The sequence below is a fragment of the Dellaglioa sp. CoH-56-MRSF-12 genome (assembly GCF_056782075.1).
In genome coordinates, this window is sequence record NZ_JBXAYD010000007.1 from 34,951 (window position 1) to 58,350 (window position 23,400).

Sequence of the window (23,400 nt, forward strand, 5' to 3'; positions counted from 1 at the left end):
TTATTCTCCCGTATATGTCTTAGCTAAATCATCAAGTGATTTAACTATTTCTTCGTACTCTGCTTGGTCTTTAGCTCTTGCACCACTGGCCATGGGATGTCCACCACCATCATGCTCTTTTGCTAACTGATTGATTACAGGACCTTTTGATCGTAATCGAACGCGATAGCTACCATCCTTTTGCTGCACAAAAATTGCCCAACATTGAACTTCAATAATTTTACCTGGTAAAGGTACAATTTGAGATGAACCAGCATCGCCCAACTCTATTGAATCTAGATAGTCATGTGTCAATATGACATATGCTGCTTTATGTTCTGTAATAACTAAATTATCATATACATATCCTGATAACTTAGCGACACCTGCGGTAATATTGTCCATTTTTTGGTTTATTTTAGTAGTTGAAAAATGATAAGTCATTAATTCAGCAACCACTTGCATCGTATGTGCAGTTGTTGCTGAATACATGAATCGACCTGTATCGCCAACAATTCCGGCGTATAACATCCTAGCCGCATCATCAGTAACTACAAGTTCTCCACCAACGCCATCAACTAAATCCATAACTAATTCAGAACTACTTGATGCATTTGTTTTCACCCAAACTAAATCACCATAAACGTCTTCATTGGGATGATGATCCAATTTAATTAGGTAGGCACCACTTGTATATCGATCATCTTCAACTCTTGGACGATTAGCCGTATCAATCACGATGACGAGTGCATTATTATACGTCTCATCAGAAATTTCATCTTGGTCACTAATCCATACTAATCCAGCTGAGGGCGCACCAACTTGATAAACCTTTTTGTCAGGAAAACTAGCACGAATAATTGCTGCTAACCCCGATTGAGATCCAATTGCATCAGGGTCTGGACTTTGATGACGATGAATAATAATCGTATCAAATTGTTTAATTTTTTTTAAAATTTCTAACTCAATTTTCACTTAAATGACTCCTTCTTAGAACTCAAATGGAATATCAATCTCGGGAATAATCCCCACACCATCATTCAATAATTGAACAAATTCAACTGGATTTTGTTCAATTTTGGTAAACGTATTGTAATGAATTGGAACAACCTTTTTTGCCTGTACAAATTCAGCTGCAATTGCAGCATCTTCTAAACCCATTGTATAAGTATCACCAATCGGTAAAAATGCTAAATCAACAGGTTCCATATGATTAACTAACTTCATATCTGAAAATAAAGCCGTATCTCCTGCATGATACAAGACTTTCCCATCAATATGCAATTCAAACCCTGCAGCTACACCTAATGTTCTCGCTGTACCATCAATTACCAAGGCAGCAGTATGCCACGCGGGAATAAGTTTTACTGAACCGAAAGGTAATTTAAGCTGACCACCAAAATTTAAAGGCTCAACAATTAAACCCTCATCTTCAAAATAATTAGCTAGTTCATTGATTGTAACGACTTTAGCCCCTGATTTTTTTGCTAACTCAATTGTATCACCCACATGATCGTAGTGTGCATGCGTCACTAAAATATAATCTGGATTTAATTCGTCAATAGTCGTTTTAACTAACGGATTATCTTTAATGAATGGATCAATTAAGATCGTCAACTTATCGTCAGTAACAATTTGAATACTAGATTGTCCAAGCCATGTAATTTTCATGTTTAGTCTTCTTTCGTTTCCAAAGTTGCTCTTAAGTATAACGGTTATTGAGGCCAATTACAAAGGCTGTTTTGTGTCTTTTTTCCCAAATAATGGTAGTTTCATATTTTCAAAACCAATTGGTGCTAAATTTGTCATCGTTAATCCAAGTAACCTAATTCCCTTTTCTGCACCCAATATATCGTCAAAAATCTGTCGTCCATAAAAATAAATAGTTGCTGCATCATTACGAATAAATTCTTCCAATGTTAATCTTTTTGTTAGCGTCGTAAAATCCTGATAGCGAACTTTAATGACTAACGTTTTCCCATGTTTTTGTTGTTTACTCAACGTTTCTGAAACTAAATGTGCAATATACCTAAGTTGTGTTTCAACTTCATCCGTTGTCATCAATAACTTCCCGTATGTTCGCTCGCTACCAATCGATTTTCTCTCTCTTTGCCACTCGACTGGACGATCATCAACACCTCGTACTCGTTTATATAAGAAGTACCCTAATTTACCAAATTGTTGAATTAATTCAACTTCAGATTTTTCTAATAATTCTTTTCCAGTAAGGATACCTTGATTAATCATTTTTGGTTCTGTTTTTTTTCCAACGCCTCTAAATTTACCAATTGGCAATTCAGATAAAAAAGGAATGACATCTTCTGGCAGAATTAATGTCATTCCAGCTGGTTTATTGTAATCGGACGCTAGTTTTGCTAAAAATTTATTATAAGAAACACCCGTTGAACAGGTTAAATGTAATTTTTGATAGATTTCTCTTTGAATCATGTGCGCTGCTTGAATAGCACTTTTAATTTCTTTTTTATTCTGTGTAATATCAAGATAGGCTTCATCAAATGCAATTGGCTCAATCATTTCTGTATATTCATGAAATATTTCATGAAGCTGTCTTGAAACTTCTTTATATAGTGTGAAATCAGGCGATTTAAAAATAGCTTTAGGACAAATTTCATAAGCTTCTTGGGCTGCCATAGCAGAATGGATACCTAATTTTCTTGCCTCATAATTTGCTGTAGCAACAACACCACGACCACCATTTTTTCTAGGATCCTGGGCAATAACTAATGGTTGTCCAATAAATTCAGGATGTTCACGCTCTTCAATTGACGCATAAAAAGCATCCATATCGACATGGATAATTTTTCTTTTTAATAAATTATCGTCTATTGTAATACCATTTAATTCAGCCATTAGTCCCACATCCTTTTCATGCAATTTTACACGAACGCACGTTCCTTTTCAAATTAATTGCTCTTTATTGTCCATTAAGATATAAAAATACCTCATTATCGTTAAACTTATGTTTAACAATTATGAGGTACTTCATATTATTCACCTATAACAGAATTATCCTTATTTAATTTAAAAATTTTACCTTCTACATTAAGATTATCTTTAATAGACTTTTGTAATTGTAACATTGCCTCATCAATAATTTCATTCTGTTCTTTATTGACAGATTCCATTACCATAACAGCATTTTTTGTATCATCTGTTAACATTGTTCTTTTACCATCTCGCCAATTTAAGCATCTGCAAACTGCTCCATCATCATCATAATATAAAACTTCACCAAGCAGAGCTGGTTCATTTTTATCATCACCTAAAGGATAAAAAGCTTCTCCACCTTTAGCAACACCTAAATGAAGATCTCCTTTGATAGCATCTGTATCTTCACCACCAACAGGTACACCATACTCTAATGAAATACTATTGTACAGGTCAACAAGCGGATTTATTGAACCCACACCTTTACCCTGATCAACTCGTTTAAGTAAAGCTTCAATTGATGAACGAGCACCTTTTTTCTTCTTAAAATTTTGGTATGCTTCACGCCAATTAGCCACGACTAAATTGTCTTTGAATGATTCATTTGTTAAATATTTTTGAGCTTTATCCCCAGCTTGTTCAAGCATGTTATCATAAAAATCGGTTTGATTTTCTTTAGGATGATTATCTATATCTTTTAAAAGCATAATATTAATTTGTGCATCTGGAAAGATGTTCCAAAAATCTTCATCTATAATAATTTTATTCATCATTACTCTCCTTATAAATTTATACTTTTATAATCGCTTTCGTACTATAATACTTCTGATATTTTGTCTATTAAAATAATATTTCCCTAAATAATTAAAATTATCATGCAAGAGTTACTTCAATTAATACCGAAGGATTAACGTTTTTTACTTTTTAGGATCGTATATCCAGTAATTACCATCATCCGTTAATAATTTATCTGAAGCCGTTGGACCCATCGATCCACTTAAATAGTTAGGGAATAACGTTTTATCATCATTATCGTTATGCCATGTCTCTAAAATCACATCGGCTACATTCCATGCCTTAGCAACTTCATTCCAATGAGCAAAATTAATTGCATTTCCATCTAACGCATCCAAAATTAACTTTTCGTATGCTTCTGGTGTTTTAGCTTTTGTTTCAGGTGAATTAACATAATCTAAATTCGTTTTATTCGTGTTAAAGCCTTGCCCAATTTCTTTAGTATTAATCGTCAATCTAAATCGTTCATCAGGTTCAACTGTAATTGTTAATACATCTTTACCTAAATGTTCATGTTCAGCACTTGTTCCAAAAATATTTTTTTCAACATTTTTAAAAACAATATTGATTTCAGTATTTTTCTCGACAAGACGTTTACCACTGCGAACATAAACTGGCACACCAGCCCAACGATCATTGTCAATCATTAAACGACCAGCAATAAATGTTTCAATCATTGAATCAGGTGAAATCTGTTTTTCCTCACGATAAGCCTTTTCGGTTCCTGCCTCATTTGCACCATATTGTCCACGAACAAAGTTTTTATTAACTTCATCAGGTTTTAAGATACGGATTGCTTTTAAAGCCTTTAATTTTTCTTTACGAATTTCTGATGCAACAAATTCTTTTGGCATGTCCATTGTTAATAATGAAACAACTTGCATAATGTGATTTTGGAACATATCACGCATAGCGCCACTCGTTTCATAGTACCCGCCACGTTCTTCAACACCTAATGACTCACTCAACGTTAATTGAATATTATCTATATACTTATTATTCCACAATGTTTGCGTAATAATATTACCAAAACGAATTGCTGGAATATTTTGAATCATTTCCTTACCTAGGTAATGATCAATTCTAAATATTTGATCTTCATCAAAAGTATTTGTAATTTCATCATTTAACTTTTTAGCACTTTCAAAATTGCGTCCAAAAGGTTTTTCAATAATTAAACGGTTGAATCCATTTTTAGTTACTAACTTTTGTGACCCTAAATGAGTCGCAATCGTACCAAAAAATTGAGGTGACATTGCTAAGTAGAACATACGGTTACCTTCAATTTGGTATTTTTCATCAAGTTTATCTGCTAATTTTTTTAAAGTTATATAATGTGCAACATCAGTCACATCATGTGATTGATAATAAAAATGTGATACGAAATCAGCAATTTTATTAGCATCATCGCTAACATTAACTAAAGATTCAGTAACAACGTTTTGATAAAAATCATCTGTCCAAGGACGTCTTGCAGTCCCAATTACAGCAAAGTTGGCATCTAAAAATCCTTTTTCAAATAGTTTGAAAAGAGATGGATACAATTTTCGCTTTGCTAAATCTCCGGTTCCACCAAAGATAATAAATAAGGCCTTTTGTTGAGTTTCCATTATTCCACACCACTCTCATTTTTGAGGTTTCAGTCCTCTTTATTAGTAAAATCAATAGTATAAGTTTACATTTTATTAGTAAAATAAACAAGAAAGTTGGTCTTAAACTAGACAATAAAAAAAGTATTAACTCTGATTAGCACAAAGTTAATACTTGAAAATAATTATTTTTCGTCAGAAGAGAATTTATCTTCTTCAGTTTTTGTTTCAATAACTGCATCAGTAGTTGTTTCTTCCTTAACTGCAGCTGCAGGTTCTACTTTAACTGCGGCAGGAAGGACACGTGCGATTGCTGAGCGTTCAAATGTTAAGAAAATACCGTCACAATCAAGTGTAACAGTTTTTGCCTCTTCATCAAAACTATCAATAACGCCGTGTAAACGACCAATAGTTACTACTGCATCCCCAGGTTTTAATTGGTTCATCATATCTTGTTGTTTTTGTTGTTGTTTTTTTTGTGGACGAATCATCATGAAATACATCAAGACGAATAAAGCCACAATCATTAAAATACTACTATATTGCATTAATAAGTCACCTCTATTTCTTTTTTCTTACTACACAAGGGTATCAAACTTATTGACTGAACACCACAGTTATTCAAAAAAATTTAAAAATTCTTAGGATTTTTATCATAAAATCCATATTGTTCAAAAAATGCTTCACGAAATTCTAATAAGTTGTCATCCATAATAGCTTGACGAACATCAGCCATTAAATGTGTTAAAAAATACAAATTATGATAACTAGTTAAACGAATACCAAATGTTTCATCTGCTTTAATCAGATGACGTAAATAAGCACGCGTATAATTCTTACATGTATAACAATCACAGTTTTCATCTAATGGTCTAAAGTCTCGTTCATATTTCGCATTTTTTACAACAACACGGCCCATTGAAGTCATTGTTGTCCCATTTCTAGCAATACGTGTTGGTAACACGCAATCAAACATATCAATTCCACGTAACACCCCATCAATCAAGGCGTCAGCTGAACCAACACCCATTAGATACCGTGGCTTGTCTTCTGGTAACAATGGCGTTGTGAAATCTAAAACGCGGTTCATTTCAGCTTTTGATTCCCCTACCGATAACCCACCTATTGAATAACCAGGAAAGTCCATTGAAACTAAATCACGCGCACTTCGTTCTCTCAAATTTCGATGACCGCCACCTTGAACAATTCCAAATAAAGCCTGTTCTTTCGGATTCAAATGAGCTTCAAGTCCTCTTTCAGCCCAGCGGCTTGTCCGATCAACTGATTTGCTAATATAGTCATAACTTTCAGAAAATGGTGGACATTCATCAAAACTCATCATAATATCCGCACCTAAAGCATTTTCTATGTGGATCGCTTTTTCTGGTGATAAGAATAATTTTTCTCCATTTAGATGACTTCTAAATTTGACGCCTTCCTCAGTAATATCACGCATCTTTGCTAATGAAAATACTTGAAAGCCACCCGAATCAGTCAAAATACCTTTATCCCAATTCATAAATTTATGTAACCCACCAGCTTCTTGTACGACATCTTCACCGGGGCGTAACCATAAATGATAGGTGTTTGATAAGATAATATTAGCACCAAGTTCGTCTAATTCTTCAGGTGCCATTGATTTAACAGATGCTAGTGTACCTACGGGCATAAACATTGGCGTTGGGAAAGTTCCGTGAGGTGTAATAATTTCACCAAGTCTGGCACCTGTCCGTTTGTCTTTTTTGATTAACCGATACTTAATTGCGGGCTCTACCATTATTAATTCTCCATCCTATTTAATATACATTGCATCGCCGAAGCTAAAGAATCGATATTTAGAATCAACTGCATGTTTATATGCGTTTAAAATATTTTCTCTTCCTGTAAATGCTGCAACCAACATTACTAATGTTGATTTTGGTAAATGAAAATTAGTTATAAATCCTTCAACAACCTTAAATTCATATCCTGGTTTAATGAAAATTTCCGTCCAACCACTGTCAGCTTGAATAGCGCCCTTAAATTTTGAGCCAATTGTTTCAAGTGTCCGAATTGTAGTTGTTCCTGTCGCAATAATTTTACCACCTGATTTACGAACATCATTTAATTGTTGAGCTGCATCCTCAGTTAAACGATAAAATTCACTATGCATTTTATGGTCTGCAATATTCGTTTCACTAACAGGTCTAAATGTCCCTAATCCAACATGTAGCGTTAAATAAACAAGATGAACACCTTTAGCTTCAATCTTTTCTAATAATTCATTTGTAAAATGTAAACCAGCTGTAGGTGCTGCTGCCGATCCAACTTCCTTTGAATAAACCGTTTGGTACATTTCTTGATCTTCAAGCGTTTCTTTAATATAAGGAGGTAGCGGCATTTCGCCAAGTTCATTCAGAATTTCCATAAATATACCCTCATATTCAAAACGAATCATGCGGCCACCATGTTCTAGCTCTTCAATGATCGTTGCCGTTAAGCGGCCATCACCAAAACTAATCACAGAACCAACCTTCATTTTTTTAGCAGGTTTTACTAATGTTTCCCAGTTATCACCATCAGTATTGTTCAATAGCAACACTTCGATGTGGCCACCAGTATCAGGTCTAATTCCATGAATTCTAGCAGGCATCACCCGCGAATCGTTCATTACAAGAGCGTCCCCAGCATTTAATTGGTCAATTACATTATAGAAATAATCATCCTTGATTTTACCTGTCTCATGATCCAAGATTAACATCCGAGATGCATCACGTTCTTCTAAGGGTGTTTGCGCAATTAATTCTTGAGGCAATTCATAATCGAAATCTTCAGTACTTAGTTGTTTAGTCAAAATATCGTCATCCTTCTCTATTTATTCTCGTTAAAGTCATAAGGTCGATTCAAATGTTCATAAGCTTCCATTGTTGCAACTCGCCCTCTTGGTGTGCGTTTTATAAAGCCAATTTGCATTAAATAAGGTTCAACCATTTCAGCAATGGTCTCTGTTTCTTCCCCTATATTGGCTGCTAACGTACTCAAACCAACTGGACCACCTTGATAGAAATCAATCATAGTCTCTAAAAGTTTGCGATCTGTCTCATCTAATCCACGGTTATCCACGGCAAGTAGATTTAACGCATGATCAGCCGTTGCTTGGTTAATTTCACTTTGGTCAGAAACTTCTGCAAAATCACGAACTCTTTTTAATAGGCGATTCGCAATTCGTGGTGTTCCACGTGAGCGTCGAGCTAACTCATGAGCGCCACTTTCTTCAATTTTTGTATTGAAAATATCTGCTGATCGAATGACAATTTCTTGCAAATCAGATTGATTATAATAGGCCATATGTTCAACAATCCCAAATCGATCTCGTAACGGTGCTGATAGAAGGCCCGCCCGTGTTGTTGCACCAATCAATGTGAATGGAGGTAGTGGAAAATGAACGGGATGTGCTGTTGGGCCTTGGCCAACAACAATATCTACAAAAAAATCTTCCATAGCTGAATACAACATTTCTTCAACCATCTTGGGTAAACGATGAATTTCATCAATAAATAAGACATCCCCAGGTTGTAATTCATTTAAAAGTGCCACAAGATCTCCAGATTTTTCAATTGCTGGTCCACTAGTTGTTTTAATTTGCACTTGCATTTCATTTGCAATAACCATTGCAAGTGTTGTTTTACCTAACCCAGGTGGCCCATACAACAATACATGATCAAGTGCCTCTTCACGTTGTCTAGCAGCTTGGATATACACACTTAATTCATTTTTAACCTTATCTTGACCAATGTATTGTGATAAAAATTGGGGACGAAGTGACTTTTCAATGGATTCTTCCTGATTATCTTCCGGTTCATTCGAAATAATCCGTTGTTCTGTCATTTTATCAACCTCCTTTTATTTTTTCATTAATAATTTTAAGCCTTCTCGTAGATAAGCATCCGTTGAGTCTGCTTCGAATGATTCTAGATTCTTACTAATAGCCTTAATCTCACGTTGAGAATATCCTAAAGCAGATAAAGCTTCAAGACTTTCTTTCATAAATGGTGATGCTTGTGCCGGAATGAAATCAAGCGATTGTTGTCCTGGCATTGTGGTTGCTTGACCTTCAATATCATCTAATTTACCTTTTAAATCAAGCACGATTTGTTGTGCTGTTTTTTTACCAACACCTGGAAATTTAATTAAATAACTAACATCTTCTGTATTAATCGCATTAACTAAACCACGATGATCATCATTGGCTAAAATAGCAAGCGCACTCTTAGGACCGATTCCTGAAACATTCAATAATTTTTCAAATAATTTTTTTTCATCTAAATCGTAAAAACCAAATAACGTCATATCATTTTCACGAATAGCCTGATAAACAAAAATTTTAACAACTTTTTTTGAATCTTCTTGGTACCTAAATGGGTTAGCAACAAAAATTTGATAGCCTATTCCATTAACTTCTAAAACAAGATAAAAAGGTGTTACAGCCGTTATTTGGCCCATAAAATACTCATACATATTATTTTCCCACTTTTCCTAATCTACATGAATCTGCTTTTAATAGTGTACCATAGACCACTTATTTATACAGTTATCGCTTTTCTTACAAAAAAATCAATTATCACCAAATATTTGGCAACAATTGATTCTTAGCCTAACCTTCGTGACCGGTTTGATGTGAATCTTGAATTCGTTTAAAGAAATGTTCCATGTCTTGATTAGAAAAATGAACTAAAACTGGTCGTCCATGTGGACAATTAAATGGATTTTCAACATTTTTTAGCTCACTTATCAATGCCTTAGCTTGTCGATCATCAAGGTGGTGATTTGCTTTGATTGCCCTCTTGCAACTCATCATAATCGCCGCTTTTTCTCTAAATTCAGCAATCACTATTTTCCCATCTGTGAGTAAGTAATCAATCATTTCTCGAATCGTACTTTCTTCTTGCCCTTCTTTAAACCAGGTTGGATGCTGTCTAATAATGAAACTATTTTGTCCAAATGGTTCAAGGATGAGTCCGATTTTTTCCAATATATCGGTATGTTCAGTAATAATTATAGCTTCACTTACTGTATATTCTAGAACAATCGGTACCAATAGATTTTGCAAGTCACTAGAAACGTCACCAATTTGCTTACGATAAAACTCATAATTAATACGTTCTTGTGCAGCATGTTGGTCTAATATATATAACCCGTCTTCCGATTCTGTAAATAAATAGGTTCCATGCATTTGGCCAATATATTTTAAATCAGGAAACCTTTGTTCACTCTTTTTCGTGGTAGCTATTTCTTCATCATTCTCTTTCTGTACATCGCCTGTTTCATCCGGCGTAACAATAGAAAATGGTGCCACATTAATTTCATTAGCATATTGTGTCTCAAATGTGCTAACTCGTTTCGAATCCAATTGTTCAGCAACTTGAATTGAGATTGGTTCAATATTCCTTGATAAATGATTTAAATTTTCGCCAATTGTAATCTTAGGTTCACCACTTGTTACTGCATCCGTTTGTACTGATGAGAATTTAGGCTTAGCTTGATATTTACTTGAGGCTTCATTCAAATCAAATTGTAATTGATCCGTATCTATTTTTTCACGTTTCTTAGAACTTAAATTCTCTAATGCTTCCGGAATTAAATTTTCTTCAGCAATACGTTCATAGATAATCTTTTTTATAAGTTCAGTTAATTCTGGTTCTTTACTCAATCTTACTTCCTGCTTAGTTGGATGAACATTCACATCAACTAGCATGGGATCTAATTGAATATTCAAAATTGTAATCGGATAGCGTCCAACCATTAATTTTGATCCATATCCTTTAATGATTGCTTTATTTAAATTAACATTTTTAACGTAACGTCCATTAATTAAAATAGATATAAACTGTCGGCCAGCACGCGTTAATTCTGGCAGTGATGTATAACCGCTAATCTTAAAATCTAAATCATGACCCTTAAATTCAAGCATTTGGCGTGCACTTTTGACCCCATAGATAGCTGAAATAGTTTGTTTCAGTTGGCCGTTTCCAGTTGTTTTCAAGACTTCTTTACCATCATGTGTTAAAGAAAATGAAATATTTGTATGGCTCATTGCTAATCGGTTCATCATGTCGCTAATAATTGACATTTCAGTTTGCAAAGACTTTACATATTTTAAACGTGCAGGCGTATTGTAAAATAAGTCAGAGACTGTTATTTCTGTTCCTTTACGACTAGCAGATGATTTTTCATCTACTATCTCACCACCGTTAACAGCAATAACAGCCCCAGGTTGCCCTTCAATAGCTGTATTCAAAGTCACTTTAGCAACTGATGCAATACTTGGTAAAGCTTCGCCACGAAATCCTAGCGTACTGATTTTAAATAAATCTTCTCTTGAAGTAATCTTACTTGTGGCATGACGTTTAAAAGCATTCTGCAGTTGGGATGCCTCAATGCCATCTCCATTATCAATGACTTGAATTAATTTAAGCCCAGCTTCCTCAACGACTACATCAACTTGTGTGCCATGCGCATCAATCGCATTTTCAACTAATTCTTTTACAACAGATGCAGGTCTTTCAACTACTTCACCAGCAGCTATTTGATCCGCTAAAATTGTGGGCAGTTCAATTATTTTTGTCATTCATTCACCTTCAGTTCTATCCGTTCAATTTTTCTTGCCAGTCATATAAGACGTTCATAATATCTCTTGGCGTCATGTTCATCAAGTTAAGTGCTTTAAGTTCATCCACAACTGCTAACTGGTCCTTTGACAAGTTTTCGTTAACAAATAAAGATAACTGCGTATCATCTTCATTGATGGTTGTTGGTAATTCTTTTTTACTATCTGATTGTTTATTTTTTAGCTCTAAATCATCTAAAATTAATGTTGCACGGCTTAACAATTCTGCTGGCATTCCCGCCAATTTAGCAACATGAATCCCATAAGATTTATCTGCAGGTCCTTCTTGAATTTTATGTAAGAAAATTAATTCACCATTTTCTTCAATAGCACCTACATGGACATTTTTTAAAGAACTAACGGTTTCTTCAAGTATCGTTAATTCGTGATAATGTGTCGAAAAAAGTGTTTTGGCATGTACATGTTTATCCACATACTCGATAATCGCTTGTGCGAGTGCCATACCATCATAAGTTGCCGTTCCCCTACCAAGTTCATCAAATAAGATTAAACTATTCTCAGTCGCATTTTCTAAGGCTTGATTAGCTTCTTTCATTTCAACCATAAACGTACTTTGACCTGAAATTAAATCATCTGCTGCACCAATCCGAGTAAATATTTGGTCAAATATTGGCATTTTAGCCGCCTCTGCAGGTACGAAACAACCGATTTGAGCCATCACAACCGTTAATGCTAATTGACGCATATACGTACTTTTACCTGACATATTAGGTCCTGTAATCAATAAAATATCAAGTGTTTCAGGCATTCTAACATCATTTGGTATATAGCTTTGTTTTCCCATCACTTTTTCAACTACAGGATGCCAACCAGCTGTGATATCCAATTGATGACCTTCTTTTAATAATTGTGGTTTTACAAAATGTGAGTCTTCACTAACAACCGCGAAACTTTGTAAGACGTCTAACGTGGCAATTCCTTGAGCTAATATCTGTAATCGTTCAATTGATTTTTTAACAATATCTCTAATTTCGACAAACAATTTATATTCTAAATCCATCGCTTTACTCTCAGCACCTAAAATAATACTTTCACGTTCTTTCAGTTCAGGTGTGATATAACGTTCAGCATTAGTCAACGTCTGTTTTCGTTCATAACGGTCTTTTGGAACATTAATAATATTAGATTTTGTCACTTCGATAAAATAACCAAAAACACGGTTAAATCCAATTTTAAGATTTTTAATCCCCGTTAGATTTCTTTCTTTGGCTTCCATTTCAGCTAACCATTGTTTACCATTTTTCATTGCATCTTGATAAATATCTAATTTATCATTATACCCCGGTTTAAATAGGTGACCATCAGTCACTGATAAAGGTGGTTCATCAACAATGGCACGTTCTATTAAATTAGAAATATCATCGACTGGATCTAATTTATTGATAACATCAGAAAAAGTACCATCGTCAATTTCGTCTAAAACATATTTAATTTTAGGAACTTGTTTAAGCGATAATTTAAGTTGAACTAAATCTCGCCCATTTACGCTACCAAAAGCGACACGTCCTGCCAATCTTTCTAAATCATAAACTTTAACTAACTCTTCTTGTAACGTACTTCTTTCAAAATAATGGTTAATCAATAAATCAACCTTATTTTGACGGTCTAAAATTTCAGCATAGTTAATAAGCGGTCTATCAATCCACTGTTTAAGTAAACGACCACCCATAGCTGTTTTTGTGTCATCTAATAACCACAATAAAGTACCTTGCTTCTTGCCCGTTCGAATATTTTGCATTAATTCTAAATTATATTTTGAATAATGATCCATTTTCAAGAAAAAATCAGGCTCATAATGAACTGCTTTTTGTAAATGATCTAAACTTCGTTTTTGCGTAACTGAAAGATACGTTAACAAGTCAGTTACAACCGAGATTTCTAGTGAATCTGTTAAATCTTGAATCGCATAACTTGATTCAGCATGATTTTCAACAATTTCTTGTTTAGAAAGCATAATATTTAATTTTTCTAATGTTTCGATTGTTTCATCAGACAAACTATCATTAATCACAATTTCTTTAGTTCTCAAACTCATTATTTCATTAATTAAATTATCTAAATTATCTAAGCGACTCGTTTTTAATTCACCTGTTGATAAATCAACATAAGCAAATCCAAAACTATTGTTGTCTTCTATAATAGCTGTTAAATAATTATTTTCTTTAGACTCCTTCGCACCGTTATCCATCGTTGTTCCTGGTGTTACTAGCTGAATAACTTCACGTTTAACCATACCTTGAGCTAATTTAGGATCTTCAACTTGTTCACATATTGCGACTTTGTATCCTTTTTCAACTAAAATATCGATATAATTTTGAGCAGCATGATGCGGTACGCCACACATTGGAATAGGATCATCAGCTTTTTTATTACGTGTTGTTAACGTTAATTCGAGTAATTGCGACCCTTTAACAGCATCATCATAAAATAGTTCATAAAAATCACCAAGACGATAAAACAAAAAAGCATCAGGATACTGTGCTTTAATGTCAAAATATTGTATCATCATTGGCGTTAGTTTTGTTTTTTGCGGCATAGTCGAGATGCCCTCCTATCTCTAAATTAATCCATAAAAGGATGGTCATCATTAATTAATACAGGGAATATCTTTTTAGCATGTCCCGTTTTGTCATCAATATCTATCACACAAGCAGATAACGTTTTACGACCTGTTTCATCCACTTCAAATCGTGTTGGCATTTGCGATAAAAAGCGACCAATTACATTTTCACGTTTCATTCCTAAGATACCATCGTATGGTCCTGTCATACCAACATCTGACATAAAGGCAGTTCCTTTAGGTAAAATACGCGCATCATTAGTAGGCACATGTGTATGCGTACCTACTACCGCAGATACTTGACCATCTAAGAACCATGCTATAGCTTCTTTTTCACTCGTTGTTTCAGCATGAAAATCAATAAAAATGAAATCAGTCTCTTTTTTGACTTCTTCTAAAATATCTTGAACAACTGCAAACGGATCATCTGAAGGAGACATAAAAACACGTCCTTGCAAATCAATCACAGCTAATTTTTGCTGATTAATATTAATAATTGTATGTCCAATCCCAGGTACTTGGTTTGCTGAGAAGTTAGCTGGTCTAATTAATTTTTTTGCACCACCAATAAAATCTTGAATATCTCTATTATCCCAAGTATGGTTACCCATGGTTACAACATCAGCACCTGTTTGAAGGAATGCTTTATAGACAGATTCATTAATACCTCTACCCTTCGTTGCATTTTCACCATTTACAATGGTAGCCTGTGGATGAAATTTTCTTTTTAATTTTGGTAAATACTCTTTAATCATTTGTTGACCTGAATCGCCAACGACATCTCCGACAAATAATAAACGCATGGTTGTCCTCTTTTCTTATATATAAAACTAGTTTAACATTTTTTCTTTTTAATAGACAAAAAATGATGATTTAAGAAATTAATCTTAAATCATCATTTTTTTATTTAGCATACTCAATTGCTCTTGTTTCTCGAACGACAGTCACTTTAATATGTCCTGGGTATTCGAGTTCATCTTCAATTCTGTTTTTAATATCTCGAGCTAAGACAGTTGCTTGAATATCATTAACTTCATTTGGCGTGACAATAACACGTACTTCACGACCAGCTTGAATTGCATAACTTTTCTGTACACCTTTAAATTCATGTGTAATATCTTCAAGTTTTTCAAGTCTATGAATATAATTTTCTAACGATTCACTTCGTGCGCCTGGTCTTGCAGCTGAAACAGCATCTGCCGCTGCAACAAGAATAGCAATAGTATATTTAGCTTCAACATCACCATGATGTGAAGCTATAGTGTTGATGACAACATCATTTTCTTTATACTTCTTAGCTAATTCAAGGCCAATTTCCACATGTGAACCATCAACTTCATGATCAACTGCTTTACCAATATCATGTAACAATCCTGCGCGTTTTGCTAATGTAACATCTTCACCCAATTCAGCGGCTAACACACCTGCTATTTTGGCAACTTCAATAGAATGGCTTAACACATTCTGACCATAACTTGTACGATAATTTAATCGACCAATTGTTTTAATTAAATCAGGATGAATTGTATGAAGTCCGAGATCAAAGGTTGTTTGTTCACCTAATTCACGAATTTTTTCATCCATTTCTTTACGTGATTTTTCAACCATTTCTTCGATTCGTGCCGGATGAATCCGACCATCTTGAATTAATTTTTCAAGAGTCATTTTGGCAATTTCACGACGAATTGGATCAAACCCACTTAAAACGACTGCTTCTGGCGTATCATCGATAATTAAATCAATCCCTGTTAAGGTCTCTAATGTTCGAATGTTACGTCCTTCGCGGCCAATAATACGGCCTTTCATTTCATCATTTGGCAAGGTAACTAATGAAACAGTTGTTTCAGATACCATGTCAGCTGCACTTCTTTGAATAGCTTGAGCAACTAAATCTTTAGCATTACGATCAGCTTCTGATTTAGCTTGCTTATCACTTTCCTTAATCATAACAGCTCGTTCATGACTTAATGATTCTTTCGTATCGTCCATAATAATAGTCTGTGCTTGTGTTTGTGTTAGAGAAGCAACTCTTTCAAGTTCTTCTTGTTGTTCCTGAATCAGTGAAGTAGCTTCTTGTTGTTTTGTGTCAACAAGTTTTTGGTCAGACGTTACTTTTTTCTCTTTGTTCTCAAGCGTTTGTTCTCGTTTATCTAGTGCGCCATCTTTACGATCTAAAGTTTCTTCACGTTGAATTACTCGATTTTCTTGCTTTTGAATTTCTGAACGTCGTTCCTTTAACTCATTGTCTATTTTATCACGATAACTTTGACTTTCTTCTTTAGCCTCTAAAACAGCCTCTTTTTTCTGAGTCTCAGCATCTTTCTTTGCACTTTTTAAAATACCTTCAGCCGTATGCGTTGCGACATCAAGTGTTTTTTCGAAATTTGACTTTCTATATGCAATTCCAATAAAAATTCCAACAACTAAAGCAATAATAGCGATGATAGCGAGGATTAATACGGTTGTTATAGATCCCATAAAAGTCCACCTCCGCATCATCAAATAATGATTAATTTAACTAATCATAAATTTTTAGATGTTTTTTATTTTGTTCATATACACTTTAGTATTTTACGGTTAATTGCCCCCCGCTGTCAACAACAATCCATTGCCAAATTTAATTATTTACTCATTAATTTCATCAAATATCCATTTAAGTCCACTTAGAACACTTCTTTGTCTAATTGTTTCTCTATTTCCAGCAAAATGAAATTGTTTTGCAATAACGGGACTATTTTTAATTGCTAATCCAATCCAAACCGTTCCAGCTTTCTGATTTTCAAGCTCATCTGGACCTGCAACACCAGTAAATGAAATAGCAATATTTGTTTTCATTTTATTTTGTGTTTGTTGGGCCATTTGTTTAGCGGTTTCTTCACTAACAACACCATATTTTTTAATATCTTCAGTCGAAATACCTAAAATATCAGATTTGGCTGTATTAGCATATGTTATAAATCCACCATCATAAATTTTTGAGACACCTGGTATTTCTGCTAATGTACTTTGAAATAATCCAGCTGTTAAACTTTCGGCTGCAGAAATAGATAAGTTTTTTTCAATTAATTTAGTTACAACAATATTTTGTAACGAATTGTCATCCCCATAGCCATAGAAATAATCACCAACTTTGGAAAGTACATAAATCTCCATTTCGTTAATTAATTCTACAGCTGATTTTTTGTCTGTAGGACTTGCCGTAATTCGCAAAGTGACCTCATTTGTCTTGGCGTATGGTGCAATAGTAGGATTAGTTTGTGAATCAATTATCTCTTTTAATTCAGTCACCAATTTAGATTCACCAATGCCATAAAAACGTAAAACTTTTGATTCAAGATGACTATTTAAGTTATATTCTTCTTTTAATAGCTGTTCAACTTCCTTATTAAACATTGTTTTCAATTCCTTAGGTGGTCCAGGTAATAATAAGAAATCACACGAATCACCTTTGTAAAAATCACCAACAGCCATTCCAGCATGATTTTTAATTGGTTTTGATCCTTCTATATACAAAGCTTGTAATTTGTTGTTTTCAGTCATTTGACGACCCGTTTGTGTAAAATGATCTTCTATTTTTAACATGGCGTCCTTATTTTCAACTAACTTCTCATTTAAAAATTTGGCGACCATCTGCTTCGTTAAATCGTCTTCTGTTGGTCCTAAGCCACCAGAAAGGATAACCAAATCATTTCGTTTTGAAGCCAGTTCAATTGCCTCTAACATTCGTTCTTCATTATCCCCTACAACTGTCTGATAAAATACATTTACACCTAAATCAGCTAATTTTTCAGCTAAGAAAGCACTGTTCGTATTTACAATTTGTCCTAATAATATTTCTGTACCAACCGCAATTATTTCTGCATGCATGATGTTGCCTCCTAATTTAATTAAAAAAGACTAAAACGGTTAAATGTTTTAGTCTAAATATTTTTATTTTTCAAATGAATCTGAGAAAATAGCTCTATTTTGAACAAAGTAATCAATACCTGAATAAACAGTAAAGAATAAACAAATATAAAGAAAAATGGCAGCCATAGGTACATTAATTGCTGCAAATAACACATTATTTAAAAACAATAAAATAATAGCTATCATTTGGGTTGTTGTCTTAATTTTGCCTGGCATAGCTGCAGCCATAACTTCCCCATCATTTTCAACAATAATCAATCGTAATCCTGTTACCGCAAGTTCGCGACAAACAATAATTGCAGCTACCCATGCAGGTACTTGGTTAAATGAAACAAGGATAACAAATGCAGTCATTACAAGCATTTTATCTGCCAATGGGTCTGCAAATTTGCCAAAATTAGAAACTAAATGTTGGCGACGTGCAATTTGACCATCTAAAAAATCTGTTAATGAGGCAGCTGCAAAAATAATTGCACCAATTAGATGTGTCACCTGAATCTGTGTACCAACCCAAGTAACCATTCCCCAATCAATTGGTAATAACAATACAAGCATGAAGATTGGAATTAAAATAATCCGCACAACCGTTAATTTATTTGGTAAATTCATAATGATCCCCTTTTTCAAAAATTGCCAACAACATAGTATCCGTTGTTGACAATTCTGGCTTATTTAATATTTACAGTAACTGTTCTAACTTGTAGAGTTGCATTTGTTTTCATAAAATTAAATTTTTTACCGTTAATCGTGATACTCATAGCTGGTGCATTACCAAAGCTAAAGACAAATGACTTTGTACCGGCTGGGATTGTAACAGTATCCGTTGCATCTGAGACAAGTGTTGCTTGCCATAGTTGTGTGCCATCAGCCGTAATTGAGCTCCAAGCAGCACTACCAGAAGCTACTAATTTAACTTTAGAAGTTGTTGGTGCATTTTCCATTGTGTAAACAGTGTTTGTTCCCGCATCTGAAACATATGTTAATTTTTGCGTTTTCTTATCAGATGAAGAACTAGCCTTTACTGATTCAGAACTAGAAGTTTTAGTTTTTGAGTCAGTTGAAACAGATACTTTAGAACTTGAACTTTCAATTTGAGTATCTGTATCTTTACTATTCAATGTCACACCATAAATTGTACCCAAAATCCCTAAGACAATCACAACAATAATAATTGTTGGCAAGTACGACATAAACTTATCAAAATTACCGTCTTTTGGTAGTTTAGCAGACTTTTCAGAACGTGATACTTGTTCCTTTGCAACGACTGTTTCTTGTGTATCTGGAAGTGTTTCATTGAATTCTTTTAATAATTTATCCCCATCCAAATCAACCGTCTCTGCATATTGTTTAACAAATGCTCGAACGTAAAAATCTCCTGGTAAATCAGAAAATTTTTCATCTTCAATTGCAATCAAATAACGTTTTTGAATTTTCGTCATTTGTTGTAAATCATCTAACGTATATCCTTTATTTATTCTCGCTTCTTGTAATGTTTTTCCAATTTCACTCATGTCTAATTCTCCACTTAGTTTAATAGTTAATCTTCTAACAATCAGTATAACATAATCGTCATGTCCAATTTGTTAAAATTTTATTATTTTATTTCAACCATCCGCCTGAAACATAAATCGTTTGACCGGTGAGGTACCCTGCCTCTTTGGCTAATAATTGTTTTACCCAAAATCCAATTTCTTCGGGATGTGCGAAACGTCCCATTGGAATTTCACTTGAGATATCTTTCTTTGCATCTTTCGAAAATTGTTGATTCATTTTTGTATCAACTGCGCCTGGTGCCACCACGTTAACCGTAATACCTAACGAGGCAACTTCTTTACTATAAGCATTGGCAAAGGACGATAACGCACCTTTTACAGTACTGTACAGTACTTCCATTGGGCTACCAACGCCTCCATAAATTGACCCAATAAATATAATTCGGCCAAAATGATTTTGGGCTAACTTTGGTTCCAATTTCTGAATTAATGCCAATGGTGTTTGAACTTGCATCTTCATCATTTTATCTAAATCAGACATTGGGGCTTCATTGAATAAATGGTAAGAAGTTGTTCCTTCAGCAAATATTACAGCATCTACGGCAAATAGTTGGGATATCACTGGATCAACATTAGTCGCTGTCATATCAAATTGTAACGGCAAAAAATCTTGTTTTGGATATTTTCCCCTCAACTCTTGTGTTAATCCCATAATTGCTTCATCATTTTGATAATAATGCATTGTTAGCGACCAACCAATATCTGCCAATTGTCTTGCAATCATTTGACCAATATCACCAGACGCTCCAAAGATAACTGCCCAACTCATTTAATCATCCTCTTTAGCCATAATTTGGTAGACACTAATTGCTTCAGAACGAATAAAATCTTTAGCTCCTTGGCGAACTTGATCTAATGTCATATTTTCAATAATTGGTGCCCTATCAAAAACAGTGGCATCATCAAACAAATCACCATCATACTGATTTGCAATGCTCTCAAGTGAGTTCATCGATTGAATGGATTGACCTAACATTTCACGTTTAGCCAATTCAAACTGGGCCTCAGCCCCTGAAAGGTACTCTGACGCATTCTCTAAAATATGAATAATGGCATCCGATAACTTTTGAGGGTCATCAGTATCACCACTAATACTTGCAAAATGGAAGCCACGTTCAATTTCAAATTCATAGCCAAAGGAATCATCTAACGTCCCTTCATCATATAATTTCATATATTGAGGGGCCGTGTCACCAAACAAAAGATAAAGAAGCATATGGATTGTCTCTTTGTATTTCAAGCCGTTACGGCCTTCTGGAACATTATCTAATCCTTTTATACCAACAATTGTTTTAGCACGTTGAATGGCCATCTCAGTTGCACGATATGGCATGATGTCTGAACCGTCTACTTGAGTTTCTGGAATTAATCGTTTAATTGTTTCTGCTGCTTCTGGAAACTTTTTATGATTTTGATTATTTTTAATTAAATCTAAAGTTTCTTCTGGATCAACATTTCCTACAATAAATAAATTCATATTACTTGGATGATAAAATGTTTCATAGCACTTATATAAATCATCTGCCGTAATTTTATCGATTGATTCAATTGTTCCAGCGATATCACTGCTAACCGGGTGATTTGGGTAAAGGTTACCTAAAATACCAAAGTATAAACGCCAATTAGGATCGTCGTCATACATTTGAATTTCCTGTCCAATAATTCCCTTTTCTTTTTCAACTGTTTCAGGTGTAAAATACGGATCTTGCACAAAATCTAGTAATGTTTCAATGTTTTCAGGAACATGATTAGAGCTTGAAAATAAGTAGCTCGTTCGTGTAAAGCTTGTGAAAGCATTTGCACTAGCACCATATTCTCCAAATAAATCAAACGCATCATGATCTGCTTTTTCAAACATTTTATGTTCTAAAAAATGGGCGATACCATCCGGTACATGAACAACATCTTCTTCACCAATTGGTACAAATACACTATCAACTGAGCCATAATTTGTTGTGAATATACCATAAGTTTTATGAAAACCTTTACGAGGTAATATATTTACTTTCAAGCCATTTTCCAAAGTTTCTGTATATAATATTTCGTCAAACTGCGGGTATTCTAATGTTTTCATTAATTAATTTCCCCATTCAAAAAGAAGATTGCTTGTAATTTAACATTACGAGCGATAGCTTGAACGGCAGCTTTATCCACGCTATTAATGCCGTCTATCCACTCTGTTGCACTAACTTCTGTGCTTGTTAATTGATCAATCATCGATTGATTAATTAACGCCATTTGTGAGTCAAGACTACTTTGATATTGGTTAATCATTGTCATTTTTGTTTTATTTAATAGTTCATCACTAATGTCACCTGCGATAATATCATCTAATTGTTGTTGAACAATTTCGATAACTTTATCTTTATTTTGTGGTTCAATGCCTGTTTGTACAGTTAAAATACCTCTAAATGTATCTAACGAGCTACTTGCATAATAAGCCAAACTAGCTTTCTCACGAACATTTACAAATAACTTAGCTAGTGGTGAACCGCCAAAAACGCCATTGAAAATAAGACCCGCATAGTACCCATTTTCTCTGTAATAAACTGGTAACTGATATGCCAGATTTAATTTACCCTGAGTCACTGCTTGCGTTTCTGTTTTAGTCACAACTTCTTTAATAGCTTGATCATAGAATATAGGTATCATTTTAAAATCTCGAGGTTTAAAAGGCAACGTTTTAACAATAGTTTCAGTTTCTGATTCATCTAATTCACCAAGGACGAAAATGTCTACTCGATTAGTTGTAAGCATTTGTTTGTAGTAATCAAATAAGCTAGTTGCAGTTATCTTTTCAATATCTTCTACAGTCCCATAGCTAGGAATAGCTTGATCGTTTTGAAAGTAAAGTTTCTGTAATTCTAATCCTGCGTACGATTGTTTATCATCACTAATACTTCTGATAGACATCATCAAATTTTCCTTTTGGCGTTTAAATGTTTCTTCGTCAAAATGGCCATCAGTCACATTCGGATTGAAAATAATTTCTTTGATAAAAGCAAATATTTTTTTTAAACTTTCTGTTTTATGTTCTAAGAATTTATCGTTTACACCGTTTAAAATTAAACTTATTAAGTGAAAGTTTCCTTTTTTACTAACAGTGATACCAAAACTTGCACCATAAAGTTCTGATAATTTTTCGGCTAATTTTTGTTGAGATGGATATTCTGCACTACTAATTTCTAATAAGTTAGCTAATAGCATACGTTCTGCAGATTCTTTTCCGGTTAAAGGTGCTATAAAATTAATAACGATTCTATTCGTTTTAAATTGACTATTTTCAATAACAGTTAAGTTGACACCTGTTTCTAATTGTTTACGCACGAAAATGTGCCTCCTTTTAAATCGGATGTTCTTTTACCATGATAATTGAAAGACTAGTGAAACACAAATTTA

At 34.1% G+C, this 23,400-nt stretch carries 20 protein-coding genes; all 20 read right to left on the reverse strand.

Annotated elements, in window-relative coordinates; translation table 11 throughout:
• A complete protein-coding gene (locus tag AC1RPY_RS07225; protein WP_481761837.1) occupies window positions 1-954 on the reverse strand; it encodes a DHH family phosphoesterase in 954 nt (317 codons plus the stop codon).
• A 15-nt stretch (window positions 955-969) separates the two neighbouring features.
• Window positions 970-1,650 carry a metal-dependent hydrolase gene (locus AC1RPY_RS07230; protein ID WP_481761838.1) on the reverse strand — a complete coding sequence of 227 codons (681 nt, stop codon included), beginning with the start codon at window positions 1,648-1,650 and terminating at the stop codon, window positions 970-972.
• Between the two features lie 57 nt (window positions 1,651-1,707).
• Entirely contained in the window at window positions 1,708-2,850 is a 1,143-nt protein-coding gene (gene dinB / locus AC1RPY_RS07235; RefSeq protein ID WP_481761839.1) for a DNA polymerase IV, read from the reverse strand.
• A gap of 137 nt (window positions 2,851-2,987) precedes the next feature.
• Window positions 2,988-3,698: a B3/B4 domain-containing protein gene (locus AC1RPY_RS07240; protein WP_481761840.1), complete on the reverse strand. Its 711-nt coding sequence runs from the start codon at window positions 3,696-3,698 to the stop codon at window positions 2,988-2,990.
• Between the two features lie 147 nt (window positions 3,699-3,845).
• Window positions 3,846-5,333: a glucose-6-phosphate dehydrogenase gene (gene zwf, locus AC1RPY_RS07245; RefSeq protein ID WP_481761841.1), complete on the reverse strand. Its 1,488-nt coding sequence runs from the start codon at window positions 5,331-5,333 to the stop codon at window positions 3,846-3,848.
• A gap of 164 nt (window positions 5,334-5,497) precedes the next feature.
• A complete protein-coding gene (yajC, locus tag AC1RPY_RS07250) occupies window positions 5,498-5,860 on the reverse strand; it encodes a preprotein translocase subunit YajC (protein WP_409021441.1) in 363 nt (120 codons plus the stop codon).
• Window positions 5,861-5,943: 83 nt separating this feature from the next.
• The gene (gene tgt, locus AC1RPY_RS07255; RefSeq protein ID WP_481761842.1) at window positions 5,944-7,089 is read right to left on the reverse strand and encodes a tRNA guanosine(34) transglycosylase Tgt; all 1,146 of its coding nucleotides are present in this window, start codon (window positions 7,087-7,089) and stop codon (window positions 5,944-5,946) included.
• Between the two features lie 15 nt (window positions 7,090-7,104).
• Complete coding sequence (gene queA / locus AC1RPY_RS07260) at window positions 7,105-8,145, reverse strand: tRNA preQ1(34) S-adenosylmethionine ribosyltransferase-isomerase QueA (protein WP_481761843.1); 1,041 nt, start codon at window positions 8,143-8,145, stop codon at window positions 7,105-7,107.
• 17 nt (window positions 8,146-8,162) lie between these two features.
• On the reverse strand, window positions 8,163-9,179 hold the full coding sequence (ruvB, locus tag AC1RPY_RS07265; RefSeq protein ID WP_409021443.1) for a Holliday junction branch migration DNA helicase RuvB: 1,017 nt from the start codon (window positions 9,177-9,179) through the stop codon (window positions 8,163-8,165).
• A gap of 15 nt (window positions 9,180-9,194) precedes the next feature.
• Window positions 9,195-9,809: a Holliday junction branch migration protein RuvA gene (gene ruvA, locus AC1RPY_RS07270; protein ID WP_481761844.1), complete on the reverse strand. Its 615-nt coding sequence runs from the start codon at window positions 9,807-9,809 to the stop codon at window positions 9,195-9,197.
• Window positions 9,810-9,945: 136 nt separating this feature from the next.
• On the reverse strand, window positions 9,946-11,919 hold the full coding sequence (gene mutL / locus AC1RPY_RS07275; protein WP_481761845.1) for a DNA mismatch repair endonuclease MutL: 1,974 nt from the start codon (window positions 11,917-11,919) through the stop codon (window positions 9,946-9,948).
• Between the two features lie 16 nt (window positions 11,920-11,935).
• A complete protein-coding gene (mutS, locus tag AC1RPY_RS07280; protein ID WP_481761846.1) occupies window positions 11,936-14,515 on the reverse strand; it encodes a DNA mismatch repair protein MutS in 2,580 nt (859 codons plus the stop codon).
• A gap of 26 nt (window positions 14,516-14,541) precedes the next feature.
• Window positions 14,542-15,342 (reverse strand): TIGR00282 family metallophosphoesterase, encoded by an 801-nt coding sequence (locus AC1RPY_RS07285; RefSeq protein WP_409021448.1) that lies wholly within the window; start codon window positions 15,340-15,342, stop codon window positions 14,542-14,544.
• Window positions 15,343-15,442: 100 nt separating this feature from the next.
• Window positions 15,443-17,017 (reverse strand): ribonuclease Y, encoded by a 1,575-nt coding sequence (gene rny / locus AC1RPY_RS07290; protein WP_481761847.1) that lies wholly within the window; start codon window positions 17,015-17,017, stop codon window positions 15,443-15,445.
• A 147-nt stretch (window positions 17,018-17,164) separates the two neighbouring features.
• Window positions 17,165-18,406: a competence/damage-inducible protein A gene (locus AC1RPY_RS07295; RefSeq protein WP_481761848.1), complete on the reverse strand. Its 1,242-nt coding sequence runs from the start codon at window positions 18,404-18,406 to the stop codon at window positions 17,165-17,167.
• A 63-nt stretch (window positions 18,407-18,469) separates the two neighbouring features.
• Complete coding sequence (pgsA, locus tag AC1RPY_RS07300) at window positions 18,470-19,057, reverse strand: CDP-diacylglycerol--glycerol-3-phosphate 3-phosphatidyltransferase (protein ID WP_481761849.1); 588 nt, start codon at window positions 19,055-19,057, stop codon at window positions 18,470-18,472.
• A 59-nt stretch (window positions 19,058-19,116) separates the two neighbouring features.
• A complete protein-coding gene (locus AC1RPY_RS07305) occupies window positions 19,117-19,959 on the reverse strand; it encodes a helix-turn-helix domain-containing protein (RefSeq protein WP_481761850.1) in 843 nt (280 codons plus the stop codon).
• An 88-nt stretch (window positions 19,960-20,047) separates the two neighbouring features.
• Entirely contained in the window at window positions 20,048-20,770 is a 723-nt protein-coding gene (gene ymfI / locus AC1RPY_RS07310) for an elongation factor P 5-aminopentanone reductase (RefSeq protein ID WP_481761851.1), read from the reverse strand.
• Window positions 20,771-22,075 (reverse strand): EF-P 5-aminopentanol modification-associated protein YfmH, encoded by a 1,305-nt coding sequence (yfmH, locus tag AC1RPY_RS07315; RefSeq protein WP_481761852.1) that lies wholly within the window; start codon window positions 22,073-22,075, stop codon window positions 20,771-20,773.
• Entirely contained in the window at window positions 22,075-23,328 is a 1,254-nt protein-coding gene (yfmF, locus tag AC1RPY_RS07320) for an EF-P 5-aminopentanol modification-associated protein YfmF (protein ID WP_481761853.1), read from the reverse strand. The genes yfmH and yfmF overlap by 1 nt, the downstream gene beginning before the upstream one ends.
• Between the last annotated feature and the right edge of the window lie 72 nt (window positions 23,329-23,400).

Bases quoted from the DNA above. Each gene is read 5' to 3' on its own strand.
- ruvA (WP_481761844.1), bottom strand. From the start codon at position 9,809: ATGTATGAGTATTTTATGGGCCAAATAACGGCTGTAACACCTTTTTAT.
- AC1RPY_RS07305 (WP_481761850.1), bottom strand. From the start codon at position 19,959: ATGAGTGAAATTGGAAAAACATTACAAGAAGCGAGAATAAATAAAGGA.
- AC1RPY_RS07240 (WP_481761840.1), bottom strand. From the start codon at position 3,698: ATGAATAAAATTATTATAGATGAAGATTTTTGGAACATCTTTCCAGAT.
- ymfI (WP_481761851.1), bottom strand. From the start codon at position 20,770: ATGAGTTGGGCAGTTATCTTTGGAGCGTCTGGTGATATTGGTCAAATG.
- tgt (WP_481761842.1), bottom strand. From the start codon at position 7,089: ATGGTAGAGCCCGCAATTAAGTATCGGTTAATCAAAAAAGACAAACGG.
- zwf (WP_481761841.1), bottom strand. From the start codon at position 5,333: ATGGAAACTCAACAAAAGGCCTTATTTATTATCTTTGGTGGAACCGGA.
- AC1RPY_RS07285 (WP_409021448.1), bottom strand. From the start codon at position 15,342: ATGCGTTTATTATTTGTCGGAGATGTCGTTGGCGATTCAGGTCAACAA.
- pgsA (WP_481761849.1), bottom strand. From the start codon at position 19,057: ATGAATTTACCAAATAAATTAACGGTTGTGCGGATTATTTTAATTCCA.
- AC1RPY_RS07295 (WP_481761848.1), bottom strand. From the start codon at position 18,406: ATGCATGCAGAAATAATTGCGGTTGGTACAGAAATATTATTAGGACAA.
- rny (WP_481761847.1), bottom strand. From the start codon at position 17,017: ATGGGATCTATAACAACCGTATTAATCCTCGCTATCATCGCTATTATT.
- ruvB (WP_409021443.1), bottom strand. From the start codon at position 9,179: ATGACAGAACAACGGATTATTTCGAATGAACCGGAAGATAATCAGGAA.
- mutS (WP_481761846.1), bottom strand. From the start codon at position 14,515: ATGCCGCAAAAAACAAAACTAACGCCAATGATGATACAATATTTTGAC.
- yajC (WP_409021441.1), bottom strand. From the start codon at position 5,860: ATGCAATATAGTAGTATTTTAATGATTGTGGCTTTATTCGTCTTGATG.
- mutL (WP_481761845.1), bottom strand. From the start codon at position 11,919: ATGACAAAAATAATTGAACTGCCCACAATTTTAGCGGATCAAATAGCT.
- dinB (WP_481761839.1), bottom strand. From the start codon at position 2,850: ATGGCTGAATTAAATGGTATTACAATAGACGATAATTTATTAAAAAGA.
- yfmH (WP_481761852.1), bottom strand. From the start codon at position 22,075: ATGAAAACATTAGAATACCCGCAGTTTGACGAAATATTATATACAGAA.
- AC1RPY_RS07230 (WP_481761838.1), bottom strand. From the start codon at position 1,650: ATGAAAATTACATGGCTTGGACAATCTAGTATTCAAATTGTTACTGAC.